Source organism: Paraburkholderia sp. BR10937 (assembly GCF_040965695.1).
Lineage (GTDB): Bacteria > Pseudomonadota > Gammaproteobacteria > Burkholderiales > Burkholderiaceae > Paraburkholderia.
On the sequence record NZ_JBFRCL010000014.1, the window covers coordinates 140231 to 157352 of the forward strand.

General features: G+C 60.2%; 13 protein-coding genes and 1 pseudogene. 11 read left to right on the forward strand and 3 right to left on the reverse strand.

The annotated features are described in order from the left end of the window. The first annotated feature begins 622 nt into the window (after window positions 1-622). The 4 genes from glcD (at window position 623) to AB4Y44_RS14275 (ending at window position 6262) form a co-directional block, all read left to right on the forward strand. Window positions 623-2122, forward strand: coding sequence for a glycolate oxidase subunit GlcD (glcD, locus tag AB4Y44_RS14260; RefSeq protein WP_368699958.1), 1500 nt, complete (start codon window positions 623-625; stop codon window positions 2120-2122). Beyond that, window positions 2122-3177, forward strand: coding sequence for a glycolate oxidase subunit GlcE (gene glcE / locus AB4Y44_RS14265; RefSeq protein WP_368699959.1), 1056 nt, complete (start codon window positions 2122-2124; stop codon window positions 3175-3177). The genes glcD and glcE overlap by 1 nt, the downstream gene beginning before the upstream one ends. Window positions 3178-3196: 19 nt before the next feature. After that, the gene (gene glcF / locus AB4Y44_RS14270; protein ID WP_368699983.1) at window positions 3197-4432 is read left to right on the forward strand and encodes a glycolate oxidase subunit GlcF; all 1236 of its coding nucleotides are present in this window, start codon (window positions 3197-3199) and stop codon (window positions 4430-4432) included. Between the two features lie 189 nt (window positions 4433-4621). Continuing rightward, complete coding sequence (locus tag AB4Y44_RS14275) at window positions 4622-6262, forward strand: L-lactate permease (protein WP_368699960.1); 1641 nt, start codon at window positions 4622-4624, stop codon at window positions 6260-6262. A gap of 33 nt (window positions 6263-6295) precedes the next feature. On the opposite strand, the gene AB4Y44_RS14280 is transcribed toward AB4Y44_RS14275, so the two are convergent. Then, on the reverse strand, window positions 6296-7030 hold the full coding sequence (locus AB4Y44_RS14280; RefSeq protein WP_368685481.1) for a FadR/GntR family transcriptional regulator: 735 nt from the start codon (window positions 7028-7030) through the stop codon (window positions 6296-6298). A gap of 285 nt (window positions 7031-7315) precedes the next feature. Between AB4Y44_RS14280 and AB4Y44_RS14285 the strand changes: the two genes are divergently transcribed. From AB4Y44_RS14285 to pyk, 3 genes and pseudogenes are all read left to right on the forward strand, one after another. Then, window positions 7316-7627 carry a hypothetical protein gene (locus AB4Y44_RS14285; RefSeq protein WP_368699961.1) on the forward strand — a complete coding sequence of 104 codons (312 nt, stop codon included), beginning with the start codon at window positions 7316-7318 and terminating at the stop codon, window positions 7625-7627. Between the two features lie 282 nt (window positions 7628-7909). Then, window positions 7910-8155, forward strand: a pseudogene (locus AB4Y44_RS14290) (MOFRL family protein); the annotation flags it as partial. Continuing rightward, the gene (gene pyk / locus AB4Y44_RS14295; protein ID WP_368699962.1) at window positions 8139-9605 is read left to right on the forward strand and encodes a pyruvate kinase; all 1467 of its coding nucleotides are present in this window, start codon (window positions 8139-8141) and stop codon (window positions 9603-9605) included. The pseudogene AB4Y44_RS14290 and the gene pyk, both read left to right, overlap by 17 nt. 137 nt (window positions 9606-9742) lie before the next feature. On the opposite strand, the gene AB4Y44_RS14300 is transcribed toward pyk, so the two are convergent. Together AB4Y44_RS14300 and AB4Y44_RS14305 are read right to left on the reverse strand one after the other, a co-directional pair. Next, the gene (locus tag AB4Y44_RS14300) at window positions 9743-10411 is read right to left on the reverse strand and encodes a hypothetical protein (RefSeq protein ID WP_368699963.1); all 669 of its coding nucleotides are present in this window, start codon (window positions 10409-10411) and stop codon (window positions 9743-9745) included. Between the two features lie 323 nt (window positions 10412-10734). Continuing rightward, complete coding sequence (locus tag AB4Y44_RS14305) at window positions 10735-12759, reverse strand: FUSC family protein (RefSeq protein WP_368699964.1); 2025 nt, start codon at window positions 12757-12759, stop codon at window positions 10735-10737. 511 nt (window positions 12760-13270) lie between these two features. Here AB4Y44_RS14305 and AB4Y44_RS14310 point away from each other — a divergent pair. The 4 genes from AB4Y44_RS14310 to AB4Y44_RS14325 all read left to right on the forward strand — a co-directional run bounded on the left by AB4Y44_RS14310 (window position 13271) and on the right by AB4Y44_RS14325 (window position 16812). After that, window positions 13271-14218 (forward strand): NAD(P)-dependent oxidoreductase, encoded by a 948-nt coding sequence (locus AB4Y44_RS14310; protein WP_368685475.1) that lies wholly within the window; start codon window positions 13271-13273, stop codon window positions 14216-14218. Continuing rightward, the gene (locus tag AB4Y44_RS14315; protein WP_368699965.1) at window positions 14215-14448 is read left to right on the forward strand and encodes a rubredoxin; all 234 of its coding nucleotides are present in this window, start codon (window positions 14215-14217) and stop codon (window positions 14446-14448) included. Before AB4Y44_RS14310 ends, AB4Y44_RS14315 begins: the two co-directional genes overlap by 4 nt. A 236-nt stretch (window positions 14449-14684) precedes the next feature. Then, window positions 14685-15605 (forward strand): LysR substrate-binding domain-containing protein, encoded by a 921-nt coding sequence (locus tag AB4Y44_RS14320; protein WP_368699966.1) that lies wholly within the window; start codon window positions 14685-14687, stop codon window positions 15603-15605. A gap of 259 nt (window positions 15606-15864) precedes the next feature. Then, window positions 15865-16812, forward strand: coding sequence for a cupin domain-containing protein (locus tag AB4Y44_RS14325; RefSeq protein ID WP_368699967.1), 948 nt, complete (start codon window positions 15865-15867; stop codon window positions 16810-16812). Window positions 16813-17122 lie beyond the last annotated feature (310 nt).

Here is a 17122-nt window from a genome sequence, read left to right on the forward strand (position 1 = left end):
TCTCCGCTAGAGTAGACGTAGCGGGTTCGTTTGATTATCGGCGCGTTAGCGCAATGATCGCGTCCGGCTGCATTTCGTCGATCCATTTGACGTCCCATACATGAACCATCATCCGCGCCACACCGGACCTTTTTGCATGATCCTCGTCTGGCTTGGCTTAGTCACCAAGGCGATCATTGCGCAGCTTGCTTCATGACCTTGGTAGATGCGCGTGCCATCTCTGTATCACGTCGTGGGGCGTTTCAGAGAAGTTACCCCAAAAAAGCAAAACAGATTTGCATAAAGAGGATCTCTGTCCGAGGGGGCATGGAGCGAAAAGCCCGTCTCCTGCGGGACGCATGCGGGTTGTCAGGTGTTCCGCAAATTGATGTTGTTCGAACGTTCGCCTCAGCTTGACCTTGGAAGCATGGACTGGGGGTTTCCACTTGTTGCCCCCTCTCGATCCGCGCGCCTAAGATTTGGTCGAATGGTCGACCAGTAGACCAACGTACCGAAAATCAGTAAGCCGAATCGCGGCGGAAAGTGCTGTCGCATGGCTTGGAGGAGACGTTATGTCATTGCAGACGAGCCCATGTTTAGAGGGCGCGAGTGCGTTGCTTTACCGGCTGGCGGAGACTGCGCAATGAGCTATCTCTACGACGAAAAGATCGACGGTCCCCTGCCGATGATCGACAAGGAGAAGCTGGTAGCGGAACTGCGCAAAGCAATTCCTGATCTCGAGGTGCTGCATGCGAGCGAGGATTTAAAGCCCTTCGAATGCGACGGACTGTCCGCGTATCGCTGCACGCCGCAAGTGGTAGCGCTGCCTGACCGCGTTGAGCAGGTCGAAGCGCTACTGAAATATGCACATCGGCACCGTGTGCCCGTCGTCGCGCGCGGGGCTGGCACTGGCCTTTCCGGCGGCGCGATGCCACTCGAACGAGGCATTCTGCTCGTGATGGCGCGATTCAACAGGATCCTCGACATCGACGTGGCGGCGCTCACTGCGCGCGTGCAGCCCGGCGTGCGCAATCTCGCCATCTCGCAGGCGGCGGCACCGCATAGACTCTACTATGCGCCTGATCCATCATCGCAGATCGCATGCTCGATTGGCGGTAACGTTGCGGAAAATGCTGGTGGCGTCCACTGCCTGAAGTACGGCCTGACGGTCCACAACATCGTGAAGGTCGAACTGCTGACCATTGAAGGAGAGCGGCTCACACTCGGTGCCGACGCACTCGATTCGCCAGGCTTCGACTTCCTCGCGCTGGTCACAGGCTCGGAAGGCATGCTCGGCGTCGTAACGGAGGTGACCGTCCGGCTCTTGCCGAAGGTTCAGGCGGTGAAGGTGCTACTAGCGAGCTTCAACGATGTCGGGCGGGCGGGCGCGGCAGTCGCGAGCATCATCGGAGAAGGGATCATCCCCGGTGGTCTGGAGATGATGGACAACCTCGCAATCCGTGCAGCCGAAGATTTCGTGAAGGCGGGCTATCCCGTCGATGCTGAGGCGATCCTGCTTTGCGAACTGGACGGCGTGCAAAGCGACGTCGACGAGGACGTCGCACGCGTCGACGCGATCCTGCGCGAGGCGGGCGCAACTGAGGTGCGCCTTGCGCGTGACGAAGGCGAGCGTCAAAAGTTCTGGGCTGGTCGCAAAAATGCATTCCCGGCGGTGGGCCGGATTTCCCCTGACTATTACTGCATGGATGGCACAATCCCGCGCCGCGAATTGCCGCGCGTGCTGCAGGGGATTGCTGATCTTTCTGCGGAATATGGCTTGCGTGTTGCCAACGTCTTTCACGCGGGCGACGGCAACATGCATCCGCTCATCCTCTTCGATGCGAACTTGCCCGGTGAAATGGACCGCGCTGAAGCGCTCGGCGGCCGCATCCTCGAGCTGTGCGTGGCCGTTGGCGGCAGCATTACAGGAGAGCACGGCGTAGGACGCGAGAAGATCAACCAGATGTGCTCGCAGTTCAATCTCGACGAGCTGCGCTTCTTTCATGCGGTAAAAGCCGCATTTGATTCGAATGGTCTGCTCAATCCGGGCAAGAACATCCCGACATTGCAGCGCTGTGCCGAATTTGGCGCAATGCACGTGCATCTCGGCAGGTTGCCGTTTCCCGAACTGGAGCGATTCTGATGCAAGCCCAGGACAAAAGTGTCGAGCTAATTGAACAGGTTCGCGAGGCCGTCGCGGTCAAATCGCCGCTCTTCATTCGTGGCGGTGCAAGCAAACCGTTTCCCGGCCGGAAAGTCGAAGCGGCGCCGATTGACACTCGTGCGCATCGCGGCATCGTGAACTATGATCCGACCGAACTCGTCATCACGGTGCGTGCGGGCACGCCGGTCTCTGAACTCGACGAGGCGCTCGACTCAGCTGGCCAGATGCTGCCGTGCGAGGCAGCAACCTTCGGCGGAGTCGCGACGGTTGGTGGCATGGTCGCGAGCGGGCTCGCCGGGCCGCGTAGACCGTGGGTCGGCTCAGTGCGCGATTTCGTGCTCGGTTGTCGGCTGATCACAGGGCGGGGCCGACACCTGCGCTTCGGCGGTGAGGTGATGAAGAACGTGGCGGGCTACGACGTTTCGCGGCTCGTGACTGGCAGTTTTGGATGCCTCGGACTCCTCACTCAAGTGTCGCTGAAGGTACTGCCGAAGCCGCGCGCGACGCGCCATATTCAACTTCAAATCCCGGCTGCTGCCGCGCTGGCCGGATTGACTGAGTGGCGGCGGGCGGGTCTGCCGATCGCCGGCGCATGCCACGATGGTGAGACCTTGCATGTGCGTCTCGAAGGTGGTGTGGAATCCGTGCGTGCCGCGCATGCGCGCCTCGGAGGCACCAGCGTCGACGATTTGTTCTGGCGCGCGCTGCGCGAGCAACGGTTGTCTTTCTTCGATGATCCACGCCCGTTGTGGCGCCTTTCCGTGCCCCCGACGGCACCGCTCATTGAACTGCCTGGCTCCTGCCTTCTCGATTGGGGAGGCGCACAGCGCTGGCTGAAGAGCGACGCGCCCGCCGCAGTGATGCGAGAGTCCGCGCAGCGACTTGGTGGCCATGCAACCGCCTTTACGGACGTCGCTTCGGGCGAAGCGTTCCATCCACTGCCGGCTGCGCTGCTGCGTTATCACCGCGCGCTCAAGCAGCAGCTTGATCCGCATGCGATCTTCAACCCGGGCCGCCTCTACGCGGACTTCTGAACGTCAACGCGTCTCCGCCATGCAAACCAACCTCAGTACCGAAGCAAAGACGCTCGCTCGCGCCGATGAAGCAGAGTCGATTCTCCGCTCCTGCGTGCACTGCGGATTTTGCAATGCAACCTGTCCGACGTACCAACTTCTCGGCAATGAACTCGACGGTCCACGCGGGAGAATCTATCTGATCAAGCAGGTGCTCGAAGGCGAGCCCGTCAGCGAGACGACGCAACTGCATCTGGATCGCTGCCTCAGTTGCCGCAACTGTGAGACGACGTGCCCGTCGGGCGTGAAATATCACACGCTGCTCGATATCGGGCGAGCAGAGGTCGAGCGGCGTGTCGCGCGGCCCGCGAAGGACCGCTTGTTGCGTGAAGGCCTGCGGCACCTCGTGCCTCGTTCGTCGCTGTTTGCGACTGCGCTGAAAGCGGGGCGCGCGCTAACGCCACTGATGCCAGAGGCGGTTCGGCGGAAGATTCCTGCGGCACCAGCAAAAGGGAAGGCGCGTCCGCCCGTTCGCCACGCGAGGCGCATGCTGATGCTCGAAGGTTGCGTGCAGCCTTCGCTCTCACCGAATACAAATGCCGCTGCGACGCGCGTACTGGACAGGCTCGGCATCAGTGTGGCCGCAGTGGCGCGGGCCGGCTGCTGCGGAGCCACCGACTATCACCTGGGTGCGCACGAAGCCGGGCTGAACCGGGCACGCCGCAATATCGACGCGTGGTGGCCGTCGATCGAGGCGGGCGCCGAAGCGATCGTGATTCCGGCGAGCGGCTGTGGCGCGTTCGTCAAGGAATACGCAGACATCTTCAAGCACGATCTTGCATACGCGCAGAAGGCTCAGCGCGTAAGCTCGCTCGCGCGCGATCTGGTCGAAGTACTGGGCGCCGAGCCGCTCGATACGCTGACGCCGCAGGCGGGGCACGCACCGCGCCGAATCGCGTTTCATTGTCCGTGCACGCTACAGCATGCACAGAAGCTCGGCGGCGCCGTCGAAGCCTTGCTGCGTCGGCTGGGCTTTGACATGACCGCCGTGGCAGACGCGCACCTGTGTTGCGGATCCGCAGGCACGTATTCGATTACGCAGCCCGAACTGGCGCGCAGGCTGCGCGACAACAAGCTTGATGCCCTCGAAGCGGGTCGCCCCGACACGATTGTGACAGCAAACATCGGATGCCAGACTCACTTGAATAGCGCAGGCCGCAAGCAGGTGCAGCACTGGATCGAACTCGTGGAGGCGGCTTTGGACGGGCCGGCCTGAACCTCGCGCCCATCGCGGGCATCAACCGGAACGCTGCCGCAGACCCTCCCGGCGCGCGATTATTCCACATTCACAAAGGCAAACCCCAATCTAACGCGGGACAAGACCGGCGGCCTTGTCCTTGCGCCCGTTCGTCATGGCCGCCACATCAATACGTATAGCCCGGCAGGCACGGGCGCAGGAGACAGAATGAATCCGGCAGCCGCTTTACCCTCTGGTGTGGTCTACGCACAGCCGCTCACTCCCGTGGCGCACTCGCTACTATGGTCGTTTCTGATTGCCGCCGTGCCGATTGGCGTCGCGCTCGTCATGCTGGGTGTATTGCGGCGCCCGGCGTGGCAGGCCGCTCTTGTGGGCCTGATTGCTGGGCTCGCAATCGCCATCGGCATATGGGGCATGCCTGCCGGTCTCGCGCTCAATGCAGTCGCGGCTGGTATGTCGCTCGCTCTGATGCCCGTGATGTGGATCGTTTTCGCTGCGCTCCTGCTCTACAACATCGCCGTAAGGTCGGGTCGTTTCGACCAGTTTCGTCAGTGGATGCTTGATCATCTGCCAGACGACAGACGCCTCGTGTTGCTCGTCGTTGCGTTCTCGTTTGGCTGCCTGCTCGAAGGCATTTCGGGGTTCGGCACTCCGGTGGCTATTACCAGCGCGCTGCTTGTCGGCCTTGGCTTTCCGGCACTTGAGGCGCTGAGCTTCACACTCATCTTCAACACGGCGCCGGTGGCGTTCGGTGCGCTTGGCGCGCCAATCACCGTGCTCGGTGCCGTGACCTCGCTTCACTCCGGTGCGCTTGGTGCGATGGTCGGACGGCAATTGCCGTTTTTTGCGTTCCTGCTGCCGTTTTACGTGGTATCAATCTATGGCGGCGTGCGCTCGATTCCGAAGCTGTGGCCCGCGCTCGTAGTATCGGGCGGGAGCTTCGCGATCACACAGTTTGCTACGTCGAACTTTCTTGGCTACCAGTTGACTGATGTGCTGTCGTCAATGACGTCGCTGATCGTGACCATCGCGTTCCTCAAGGTCTGGCGGCCGGAGTGCGATCCTGCCTTTGCGATGTCGCGTCCGGCTGCGCCCGCTCACGGCAGCGCGCGCGTTGGCTTCGGCGGCTGGATGCCGTGGATCGTCGTGTCGTTCGTGGTGATCGTATGGGTACACGCGCAGATCTCGTCGTTTGGCGAGATGAAAGTGCAATGGCCCGGTCTGCACAATGCCGTGTTTGTCACGCTATATAACAAGCCTTACGCTGCCGTGTGGGACTTCCAGCCGCTCGGCACCGGTACGGCAATTCTGGTTGCCACTATCATCACGGCCGTTTGGGCACGTGTCGGTATCGCTGACTTCTTGAGTTGCGTGGCGAAAACGTGGCGGCAGACTCGCATCGCGATCCTGACCGTGATGATGATCGTCGGCCTTGCCTATCTGCTCAACTATTCGGGCATGAGCTATACGCTTGGCATGGGCGTCGCATCGACCGGTGCACTGTTCCCGCTGGTTTCAGCGTCGCTCGGATGGGTGGCGGTGTTCCTTTCAGGCAGCGATACGTCGGGTAACGCGCTGTTTGGCAACCTGCAGGTCGTCGCGGCAAAGCAGCTCAACCTTAGCCCGGTGTTGATGGCGGCGACAAACTCGTCGGGCGGTGTGATGGGCAAGATGATCTCGCCACAAAATATCGCAACTGGGGTGTCGACGACCGAGCTGAAAGGCCAGGAAGGTTTGGTCTTCGCTCGGACCTTCTGGCACAGCATCTTGTTGACCGTGATGCTGGGTGTTCTAGTCTTTCTGCAGCAGCACTTCCTGACGTGGATGATCCCCTCGCTGCCCCAGTGATTGTCAACGGGGGCGCGGGAAACCGCGCCTCATTCAGCGCGTGGCGTTCTCACGGATAAACGCAAGGTGCGTGACAAGAGCGTTGCGCGCGGCTACCGGGTCGTGCTGCTGGATTGCGTCGTAGATGCGTTGATGCTGCGCCATTAAGTGGGAGAGATCCGCGTCGTGTTTCTCGAAGGCCGAGTAGGTTTCTTCGATCGAACGCTGCACGAGATTGTGCAGTCCATGCATCACATGGATGAGTACGACGTTATGCGTGGCCTCCGCAATCTGCAGGTGAAATGCCGCGTCGAGCAGGGGCAACGAGCGCTGTCCTGAGGTGACGGCATAAGGGTCCTTTTGCTGGAACGCGACGTCCAGAGAGTCGAGTGCGGACTTGATGTTCTTGATGTCCGATTTCGTGGCCCGCACTGCAGCAAGCTCGACGGCGACGGCTTCCAGGCCTTCGCGCATTTCGAGGATGTCACCTGCCGCCTTGCGATGGCGAGCCATCAGATGCGCGAGTGGTTCGGCTATCAGTGGGGCGCTCGGGTCGGCAACCACGTAGCCGCCCCCGGTTTTCGCCCGGATCAGCTTACTGCCTTCGAGCCGCAGCAGCGCTTCGCGCAACGACGGCCGCGAGACATTAAGTTGCTGAGCGAGATCCCGCTCAGACGGCAATGATTCCCCCGCGCGTAGCTTGCCGTCAACGATAAGCTGCTCCAGTTGATCGCAGACCGCGTCCGACAGCCGGAACCGTGCCGGGGGGACTATGGGGGTATAGGACATCGGCCTCTCTTCCTCTTCGCGCCTTGGGTTATGCCGTCACAGCCTTGCGGGTCGAGCGCTGTGGCGGCGTTTTCCTCAATTTTCACACAGTTTTGGTGATGCGGCGGGAAGGTGGCTCCTCGTCCAGCTAGTGGGCCGCACACTCCAAATCCGCAGGCAGATGTACTCGTTGAAGTCCGTCCCGCCCTCAGCCTTTGGTTGCCGCGCAGGGCGCGGGAAGGACGGAGGCTTCTACGGCTTGACGGCCGCGTGCCGTCCCTGCCGCATTGATGCCGCGATGCAGTCTTGTCCTGCCTGCGAGAAGGTGAAGCTGCTGAGGCGAAGGTTGGCGCACAGCAAGTCGCTGCGAACGGTGGCTACGGCGGTGTCGCGATCGGCTCGTCGGCCGCCGGACATCGCTTCAGGCTGAAAGACAAGTACGCAAAGCTGTTGCGCGAAATTACGCGTGAGATGAACTTCGGCTGGAACTACGTGAGCGAGCTGCGTTCTAGGTCTGGCAGCGCGAGCGCCGCCTCCTGGGACAAATGTGTGATGACCGCGGCAGTATGGTTCGATGAGATCGATGAGGTCCATTCAACTCAGACTTGCAGTTGCTAGTTGAAGATTCTAGTGCGGCGCGTGACGCAACTGAAGTTCAGCGTGAACAGGTGCGCTCCGGAAGGGGAGGCCGTGCTTTCCGCATTGATGTCCTCCACGTCCTCACTCTGTGGCTGCCACGCCACGCGCGGAAAGGAAGCAGAGTCCCCTACTGCTACACGGCGACGGCAGACGCTCTCGCTCAATACATTTCGTCTCGACATTAAATACGAAAAGGTGCTTGGTGACACTCGGATGCTTTTGCTAACGTGATTCATCGTCGACGGCTTGCACCGTGCTCACGTCGACGGCCAGGACGATGTCGCCGGCGCAGTGCTCACGCCGGACACGCTTGCGCGGGCATGGGCGCTCAACGTCAGTCCGCGGACTAGGTTGGACGATAACGATGGTCATGGTTTCTTTGGCGCGTTGGGCGACGCAGTCGTGTGCGGGCCAACATTGACAAATGTGAACGACTTCCGGGCGATTCTCGTACTGCAGGGAACCGCTCATTCTAATCAGGAGATATCGCATGAAGCGCGACCGTAATGCCAAGATCATCGCCACGCTCGGACCGGCCAGCTCTGACCCGACGACCATACGGCGACTCTTCGAGACCGGGGTCGACGTGTTTCGTCTGAACTTCAGCCATGGCACGCACGACGATCATCGTAACCGCCTGATGGAGATTCGGCGGATGGAAGAAGAGTTCCGCCGGCCGGTTGGCATTCTGCTCGATCTTCAGGGGCCGAAGCTTCGCCTCGGCACGTTCGAGGACGGCGGCGTGCAGCTGGCAGTAGGGGCACGCTTTCGCCTCGATCTCGACGCAGCGCCCGGTAACGCAAGGCGCGCGCCGCTCCCGCATCCGGAAATCTTCCGCGCAATTGGAAGCGGTTCTGAGTTGCTGCTCGATGACGGCAAAGTACGCCTGCGCGTGCAGGAGGTGGGAGATGGTTTTGCTGAAACTGTCGTGCAGGTTGGCGGACGCATTTCCGATCGTAAGGGTGTCAACGTCCCGGGGTCGCGGTTGCCGATCTCGCCGCTCACCCGCAAGGATCGCGAGGACCTCGCATTTGGGCTCGAACTGGGTGTCGACTGGGTTGCACTGTCTTTCGTGCAAAGCGCGGAAGACATCGACGAAGCGCGCGAACTGATTGGGGACCGCGCCTGGATCATGGCGAAGCTCGAAAAGCCGCTCGCTATTGACCATCTTGAGCAGATTGTCCAGCGGGCGGACGGGATCATGGTGGCGCGCGGCGACCTCGGAGTCGAACTGCCTGCCGAGCAGATTCCCGAACTGCAGCGCCGTATCGTGCGTGAGTGCCGACGTGTCGGCAAGGTGGTGGTGGTGGCGACACAGATGCTCGAGTCGATGACGAACTCGCCAGTGCCGACCCGCGCCGAAACGTCCGACGTGGCATGCGCCATCTACGAGGGTGCCGACGCCGTGATGCTGTCCGCAGAGTCGGCGAGTGGCAAGTTTCCGCTCGAAGCGGTGGCGACGATGAACCGGATTGTCGAGCGTGTTGAGCGCGATCCTGCGTATCGGGAGCAAATCGACGCGTCGCATACGCGAGCGGATTCGACGGTCGCCGACGCCATATGCTGCGCGCTGCGCAAGGCGGTCCAGTTGGTCGAGCCCGCAGTTACCGTCACCTATACGAGCTCGGGCTTCACGAGCCTGCGCGCTGCCCGTGAGCGTGCAGCGACGCGTATCGTCGCGTTGACCCCCTCACGCGTGGTTGCACGGCGACTCGCGCTGGCGTGGGGTATCCACGCTGTACCATTCGTGGAGGCGTCCAACGTGGACGAAATGATCGACCTGGCGTGCCAGTCCGCTGTCCACGAGGGATTCGGTCGCGAGGGCGACCTGGTTGCCATCGCCGCCGGCTTGCCGTTTGGGGAATCGGGGACAACCAATCTGCTGCAGATTGCGCGCATTGCACATACTGGGCGATCTGGAGACGCGGTGGTTGCGGCTTCAGCCACTCACGGATGACTTGACGTACCGGCTCCAATCAGGCGGGCTGCTGTCTGGCGCGATCGCCACGCGGACTGGCAACTCGCCTGAGCGCATGGCAGCGACGGCACGTTGCGTACCAAATGTCTTATCTCAGGCGTTGTCCGTCGAAACAGCTATGTTTTTGATTCGGGACGTGCTTCGTTCGTTGCATGAAAACGGCGTGTGTTGCGTTCGATCGAGCTCAGGAGGAGCAACAGCGTCAGCACACTCGCGAGACCGAGAAGCGTTCCCAGCGATGCCCGGAACTGATTGCTCCGGGCATTGGCTGCCTCAATGGCCTGTTGTGTCGACGTTATCCGCTTAATCTTGACCTGGGCGTACTGATTCATAGCTGCTGCAATATAGTGCTCGCGATCATCCCATTCCCACGTCGCTGCGTGCCGATCAGCCTCGGTAACGACATCGGAAAGCTCGTTCAGGAACTGCTGTCGGTCGGCGAAGGGAACGCTGCCTAACCACGCGTCCAGCGAGGCTTGGTTCGCATCATCACCCCTCAGCATTTCAAGGAGTGCCTTTGGCACGGCGAGTCCCGCAGCTCGTGGAACGCTAATCGAAGGTGAGGCGTCGTCCGGAATAGCGTCATTTTCGGATTCCAGGCCAGGGATGGAGGAAAGCACCTCATTGGCCGTCACCGAAAGGTTAGCGTTCGCAGTCGCATGTCCAGGTGTCAGGAGCGAGACGACCACGACTATCATTGCCAGCACGATGCATACAAGTGCGACGAGACACAGTATGCGCGCCAGTCCCAGAACACGCAGTTCCACTTTATCCGCAAGCTTCATTGCAATCCATCACGTTTCTGCTCAGTTATCGGGGCAACGTTTGTAGCGCACGCCCCGACGGAGGAGTATCCCAGTCATGCCGGACCGCGCGTACAGCGCTCGCCGTTCCGAAGGTTCACTTATGCGGACACTGCGCGCAATCCCATCCAGGGAAGTGTGTGTTGCAAAAGTGGGGAAGGCGCTTCGCGCCGTTTTTTGGTCCTCGGACATCATGGCTGGTCGTACATGCGGAAAAGACCGATGCCAGGTATCCGCCGCCTGTTGACGTCTTCCCCGCCCTCAGCCTGCGGTTGCACCGCAAGGCGTGGGAAGGACGGGAATTCCTACTGCGAGACGGCGACGCTGAGGTCGGCAATGCTTCGGTTATCCTTTTGACGCAACGTCCGGAGCTGCACTAGCTGCTGGAGCAGTTCATTCTCGATAGGCCTTAACCGAGAATGACGTGGTATGGTCGGCGGCTGGCCGATGTTTCCGTGACCTTGCGCGCGGACTTGCTCAATCGCTGTCGATAGGACCTGGTGGAATATTGCATTCTTATCCGCGAATGCAGATGAATTCTGTATCACGGCGCCCACGCCCAGTATTCGCCGCAACAACGATAAGGTCGAGAGAATCTTGATTCTCTGACATTTTCGAATTGACCAGTTGAACCGGCACATTGCTTCCGCATGCGAACTAGCTAAGCCGGCCTTGCGCCGGAAGTCTTCGATGTCTGCGTCACTTCCCGGAGATGCGCAGGCCGCGGCGAGGTACGCGAGATTCGCGTCGACGGCGCGCTCGACCGCGCCCTCAAGCTTGTCGCGATCTCCTACCGATCGAATCAACCAGGTGGCTAGCAAAGCGGCTAGACAGCCGAGCACGTTGTTGCCCAGCCGATCAACCGCGTACAGGAATTCATTCGAAGGCTTTGCGAAATCGGCGACAAGAACGAACGAGGGTGTCAGGAACACGACGTACAGGCTGTAGCTGACTCGCCGGAGCCCCATTGTGAGACAGATCAAGGGGAACACTGCAAGAGAGATCGCGAGCGGGCTATGGATCGCGAGCCCGATCATCGCGGCCAGCAATGCGCCAGCGGTGCTGCCGGCTGCCCGCTCCATACTTCTGAGCAGTGTCATTCCGCCCGCCGGCTGAAGCACAAAAAGTGTCGCCATCGTGGCCCAGTAACCAAACGGTATATGAAAACTTCGAACGACTACAAGGGCAGATGTGGTTGCGACGCAAAGGCGTGCCGCATGCCGAAGGCCGGGCGATTGGCGGCGAAGATTTGCGCGAAGCGTTTGGAGCCCGTCACGGGTCGCATCCGTCAACGCATGTATCCAGGTCGTCTCTTTGGAGGAGGACGGAATGCGCAACGCGAGATCCGATACCTTTGATGAAATGAAACGGATCGTCAGCGTGTGATTCAGTGCGCCTTCGATGCGACGTGCAAGCGCCGGCAAGCGTCCGCGTAACTCATGGGGAAACGGTGTAGCTGGCTTCGCGAGCGCCTCGGAAATTCGGGTTAGCAGTCCGGCCAGCGCGTCGAGGCAGCGTGCGACACGTCTGGCTTGCGTGCGCATCGTTTGGCGGTCAGCGCCTGCCAGCGAGGAATTTTCCAGTGCGGTGGCGATGACAATGAGGCTAACGAGGATCCATTCTGCGTCGTCGAGTGCTAGTAGAAGATCGCCGAGAAGTTGGCGCCCTTCCACCCGCGAAGGTGGCGGCCCGATTAGCGCGCTGCGGGCCGCCTCGAGCGACTGCCGGGCCTGGGTCCGGAAATCGGTCGCCCATCGATCCCAGTCGTCCTGGGGGCTGCCAGGGCTGGAGGCGAGCGCCGCAATATCGCAAGCCGCGTCGGAAAGGCGTTGATAAACGAGCCGTACCGCAAAGCGGCTGGGCCCAGACGGATGGATCCGCCAGATGCTAAAGCTGAGCAGAGTCGCAACGAGACAGCCGGTCGCGTAGATGCCCAAGAGCGGCGCACCCTCCTGAAGGCTGTGAATCGGAGAGTCGACCATGACGATACAGATGGTCGCGCTGACCAGTGCGACCTGATAGGCCGCAGGCGCCCATATCGAGGCGAGGCCCGCCGAGAACGAGATCGCCAGCACGGCGGCGCACGCGGCGACGAGACCCGACCCCGCAGCAAGTGCGGTTAGTCCACCGAAGACGGTCGAAAGCACTGTGAAACCGACCATCGAAGAGAAGCGCCGGCGTGGTGAAACGCCAGCGTCGGCGAGGCAGGTCGAGAACGCGCCGATTGCCGCCCACGAAAAGTGATGGTTGTGCAGGAACTCGCCAGCGATGAGCATCGCGGTTGCAGCACAAGCTGCTCTCATTCCTTCAGATAGGCTCGCTTCCTCCATCGCAAACGAAACCATCCAGGAGGGGCGCCGACGGGCGAGGTCTCGAAAGAGAGACCAGTATCGACTCGATAATCGGTGAAACCTGGAAAAGATCATCACGCCCTCAGTATCGTTTCCGCGAGAAGTGTCCGTCGTTACATGGACTCGGGGAGTTAGGTTGGCGCGATTCTAGCCGTTGGCATGCGCACCGCGGGCGTACAGACCATCTGACTTTGGGGCGGTACAGAGTTTGTCTGGTTTATGACCTCAAAAGCATTGAGCGGGGCGCAGCGGTCAAATGCACTCATCTGGAAGCGGTAGCTCCCGGATTACTACGACCAAAGCATGCCCATTTACGCAATACAGACTTCCCAGCGTAGTACTTCTCCGCGCCGTGTCGGGCACCTATTCTGCCGTCTTTCCGCCAAGTATTTGAATACTGCGGCGGCCGTTACTCAGTCACGGCTCGCCGTCGTACAGGATAGTCGCCAGGCGTAACGCAGCCGGACTCTAATAACCGGATGACAGCAACATGAACGCGATGACACCCTCGCTTCCTCCTGGACTTAGCCACGAACTCGAAACTGTCCCTAACGTGGCGGCAGTGCAGCAGGTCGGAGTAGTTGGGCTGGGACGCATGGGTCTTGCGTTTGCCCAAAATCTGATTACGGACGGCTACCAAACAATTGTCTACAGCAGGAGTGGAAAGAACTTGGCCACCCTGAAGACGCGGGGCACCACCGTCGCAGCCGGGTGGGGGGATCTCGCGCAGTGCAGCATCGTCATCAGTATGGTGGCAGACGACGATGCGGCTGAATCAGTGGCTGAGTCGCTGGCGAACGTCCTCCCAACGAGCGCCATCCACATTTCGATGAGCACGATCAGTCCTGGTGCCTCACGTCGGATCGCGCGACTGCACAATCATCTCGGCCAGGGTTACGTTGCTGCGCCGGTCCTCGGTAGTCCGGACCTTGCAGCGTCTCGCGAGCTGTTTGTACTGGCAGCTGGGACGCAGGACTATCTGGCATGCTCGCTACCGATCCTGAACAGGCTGGGAAAGCGCACTTTTTTACTTGGCAATGTCCCGGAGCTCGCAAATACGGTGAAGCTCGCTGCGAACGTGTTGACGGCATCCACGATGCAGAGCATGGGTGAGGTGTTTGCTTTTCTGCAGAAAGCGGGTATCGAGCCTGAAGTTGCATTCACCGTTTTCACGGGGTCCCTCTTTGACGGCAAGGTGCATAAGGCGTACGGCGGAAGAATTGCGGAGCAGCGCTATCTTCCGCCAGGCATGACCACTCGATTGGGACTCAAGGATCTGCGCCTCGCGCTGGTCGAAGCTGAAACGGTTTTGGCGCCTATGCCTGTTGCGAGCGTTGTCCGCGACAGAATGCTTGCCGCGATAGCACGCGGCTGGGGGGACCTCGACTGGTCCGCACTTGGCAAGCTTGCGCAATTCAGCGCTGGAATCGAATCATGAATATCACCTCTTCGCCTGCGGATGAACGTGCAGCAGACACAGCATCGTCGGAGGCAGCGTCTCACTCCAAGATATGGGTCTGCGTCATCTGCGGCTGGATCTACGACGAGCGCTTTGGCCTGCCAGAGGATGGCATAGCGCCCGGAACACGGTTCTCGGATATTCCGGACAACTGGACATGCCCTCTGTGCCAAGTTGGAAAGGGCGATTTCGTTGTTGTTGAATGTTAGACGGCTCTGCGGACTTCGCGATCCCCTTTCGTGATCAGATCTGGGTAGATGATGGCCTCGTCGTATCGACGTACGTTGGGCACGAATCCATCGCGCGGGTCCCTGGCAGCGCAACTGCAAGCGCGCAGAGGCAGCCGACTGATGTGAAAGTGTTGCCCGACCACGACCTTGGCCACAGACGGGAGTCACGCCTCGTCCGCTCCACAAACGACGTCTGCAAGTTTCGAGTATCGGAAATGGATTATTTCGCCGCAGTGCGCGCGTTTCTGCAAGCCGCTGAATTGGGCAGTTTCAGCAAGGCAGCACATCAGATGGATCTCAAGGTGTCGACGGTGTCGCGGTACGTGACTGATCTGGAGTGTGATCTAGGCATCGCGTTGTTCAACCGGTCGACGCGTGGACAGGCACTTACCGAAGGGGGGCGGATCTTTAAAGCTCAAGCGCTGGTCGCGATGAAGGCGCTGGAGGATGCCCGCGAAGCTACCTCGTCGCTCAACGCCAGGCCGAAAGGCGTTCTGAGAGTGGCAATGCCGACATCGTTTGGTCGGCACCATGTCATGAAGCATCTGCCAATATTCCTTGAGCGGTACCCCGATATTTCGGTGGAGGCAGTTGTGTCGGACGAGGCCGTCAATCTCATCGAGACCCAGATGGATCTCGCAATCAGGATTGGCACGCTGCCTGATTCACAACTAATGGCGCGCAAGCTGGCCGCTCACAGGCGGATGCTATGCGCGAGTCCCCAATATCTTACGAGGTATGGTACTCCGTCGTCGCCGTCAGATCTGACTGAACATCGCGTACTGCGATGCATACAAGCAGCGGACGCCAAGTGGACCTTCGTTAATCGGGATCAGAAGGGCGAGAGGGCAGAGGCGAAGGTGAAGCCACACAGTCGCATTCTCGTGAGTGATATCGACGTTCTCCGCGATCTCGCGATAGCCGGATCAGGCATTGCATTGCTGCCGTCGTGGAGCATCAACTCGGCGATTGAGTCCGGTGAGCTCGTAGGCATATTGACGGATTGGGAGGAGAGAGCCACCCGACCCGAGCCCGCAATCTGGGCGGTCTATCCTCCAAAAAAAGTGGTTTCATCCAAAGTCAGGGCCTTCGTTGACTTCTATGTGTCCATTTTTGAACAGGCGCCGCAATGGTAGCGGAAAGTGCGTAGAGCGATGACGAACTATCGATGGGGTTCACCAAGCCTGCATATCAACGATAGCGCCCCTTAACTGTAAGACAAATGGGGAATCGGGAGTTATGCCCTTCGTGCAAAGGTGATTTCGGGGGAGCGTGGTTCCGCGGAACAAGGAGCACTCCTATAGTTGCGTCCAACGCTGCTGGAAACGGTCGATCGTCGTCCACCTCAGCGGATCGCCCTTCAAGCAACCCACCTATTTTTTTGGAGATGATCCAATGCTTGACAAGACCTCTTTCTCGACGCTTCGCCTTCAGGATAATGAAGTTATGCGAGACGCGCAGTATTTCGAGTACACGTCGTCCGCGAATCCGATCGGGGCGAAGCTCATTTCGCGCGTGCCGTATCGTTCGTTCCTGAATTCGCTCTACGACGACGGCCCCACGCGCATCGTGCCGCTGGACCTCTCGACCGAACTCGGTGTCGACTATCCGGCCACGGGTCCCGCCCTGATGGCAAACTTCCTGCGTATCGTTGCAGGTGAAAAGCTGTCGGTGAATCCGAACGCGACCTCGCAGGTGTTCTATGTCCTCGAAGGACATGGCACGGTCGCACAGAAGGATTCGGCGTTCCGTTTCGGCGCGGGCGATTTCTTCTCGCTTCCCGGTGGCGCCGAGGTCGTGCTCGCGGCTGAATCCACTGCGCGCCTGTACTACGTCAACGATGGTCCGCTGCTTTCGTATCTGGGCGTCGACTTCTCGCGTGCTCGCTTTACGCCGACCCTCTATCCAGCCGCGCGAGCTCAGCAGGAACTCGCAAACGTTTCGAACGCACCGGGCGCTGCTCAACGCAATCGCGTGAGCGTTCTTCTCGGTAACACGCACTTCCCGCAGACACGCACGGTGACGCATTCGATGTGGGCAATGTTCGGAGTCGTTGCACCGAAAACGATGCAGAAGCCCCATCGTCACCAGTCGATCGCCCTCGACTTCATCCCCAACTGCAAGCCGGGTGTCTATACGCTCGTCGGCACGGAAGTGGACGCTAACGGCGACATTATCGATCCGGTGCGTGTCGACTGGACGCCTGGTATGGCGTTCGTCACGCCGCCGGGCTACTGGCATGCGCACTTCAACGAGTCCGATGACGTGGCTTACGTCATCCCGCTGCAAGATGCCGGTCTGCAGACGTATCTGCGATCGCTCGACATCCAGTTCGCGCGCTAAGCGCTAGGCGATCGGTCCGGAGATGGCTGCCTGGACGGGGGGCGGCCTTCAACGGACCGATAGCGTCGCCACACCGCGTTATTGACGTCCATGCTCGGCCTCCGCAGTGGCAAGACCATGGTGCCGCGGCCTCCGGTTGGAGATGGTCGGCCCGCACCGCGTTGACGCGAAGCACTAGTTCGACAGTCTGCCTCGTCACTTCTCTACGACGCAAGAATGTCATCTCAAATGCATTTATCAAATAGTCCTCCGCCGGAACCAGGTTGTTCTCATTCTCCAAACACTGATGCGCCGGAGTCTATCGGCAACC

Excerpts from the sequence above, each read along its gene's own strand:
- glcD (WP_368699958.1), top strand. The coding sequence starts at position 623 with ATGAGCTATCTCTACGACGAAAAGATCGACGGTCCCCTGCCGATGATC.
- glcE (WP_368699959.1), top strand. The coding sequence starts at position 2,122 with ATGCAAGCCCAGGACAAAAGTGTCGAGCTAATTGAACAGGTTCGCGAG.
- glcF (WP_368699983.1), top strand. The coding sequence starts at position 3,197 with ATGCAAACCAACCTCAGTACCGAAGCAAAGACGCTCGCTCGCGCCGAT.
- AB4Y44_RS14275 (WP_368699960.1), top strand. The coding sequence starts at position 4,622 with ATGAATCCGGCAGCCGCTTTACCCTCTGGTGTGGTCTACGCACAGCCG.
- AB4Y44_RS14280 (WP_368685481.1), bottom strand. The coding sequence starts at position 7,030 with ATGTCCTATACCCCCATAGTCCCCCCGGCACGGTTCCGGCTGTCGGAC.
- pyk (WP_368699962.1), top strand. The coding sequence starts at position 8,139 with ATGAAGCGCGACCGTAATGCCAAGATCATCGCCACGCTCGGACCGGCC.
- AB4Y44_RS14300 (WP_368699963.1), bottom strand. The coding sequence starts at position 10,411 with ATGAAGCTTGCGGATAAAGTGGAACTGCGTGTTCTGGGACTGGCGCGC.
- AB4Y44_RS14305 (WP_368699964.1), bottom strand. The coding sequence starts at position 12,759 with ATGGAGGAAGCGAGCCTATCTGAAGGAATGAGAGCAGCTTGTGCTGCA.
- AB4Y44_RS14310 (WP_368685475.1), top strand. The coding sequence starts at position 13,271 with ATGAACGCGATGACACCCTCGCTTCCTCCTGGACTTAGCCACGAACTC.
- AB4Y44_RS14315 (WP_368699965.1), top strand. The coding sequence starts at position 14,215 with ATGAATATCACCTCTTCGCCTGCGGATGAACGTGCAGCAGACACAGCA.
- AB4Y44_RS14320 (WP_368699966.1), top strand. The coding sequence starts at position 14,685 with ATGGATTATTTCGCCGCAGTGCGCGCGTTTCTGCAAGCCGCTGAATTG.
- AB4Y44_RS14325 (WP_368699967.1), top strand. The coding sequence starts at position 15,865 with ATGCTTGACAAGACCTCTTTCTCGACGCTTCGCCTTCAGGATAATGAA.